The sequence below is a fragment of the Candidatus Cardinium hertigii genome, assembly GCF_050864855.1.
GTDB lineage: Bacteria > Bacteroidota > Bacteroidia > Cytophagales > Amoebophilaceae > Cardinium > Cardinium hertigii_C.
In genome coordinates this window covers 1-395 of record NZ_JBOZWW010000041.1, presented here as the reverse complement: position 1 = coordinate 395, position 395 = coordinate 1, and the positions used below count along the sequence as shown (strand labels likewise).

At 36.2% G+C, this 395-nt stretch carries 1 protein-coding gene; it reads left to right on the top strand.

Annotation, left to right across the window (positions count from 1 at the left end):
• Nucleotides 1–395: transposase (locus ACRRVB_RS05065; protein WP_432466217.1), on the top strand; the 395-nt coding region annotated here is incomplete at both ends.

Here is a 395-nt window from a genome sequence, read left to right as displayed (position 1 = left end):
AAAAAGAGCTATGATTTGCGTGAGGATGGTACTATATCGGTATCTCATAGTTATCAAAAAGGGGTAGATCCAGAAGCTAGTTGGACCAAAAAAGGTCATAATCTTTACTATGGGTATAAACGACATGTCCTTGTAGAAAGTAAAGAAGGTTTAGTTCTGTCAGTCAGTACTACAAAAGCATCTAGTCATGATGGTGCCCATTTACCTATATTATTGGATAAAGTATCTCTAAAAGCAGGAAGCAGGCTCTATGGAGATAAAGGCTATAGCGGTTTGCCCAACGAAACTTTACTAAAAAACAAGAAATTAAAATCAGCTATTCAAAAGAAAGGTAATAGAAATCATCCCTTATCACCTGCTGCTAAACGGTTTAATAAATTGGTATCTAAGACGCG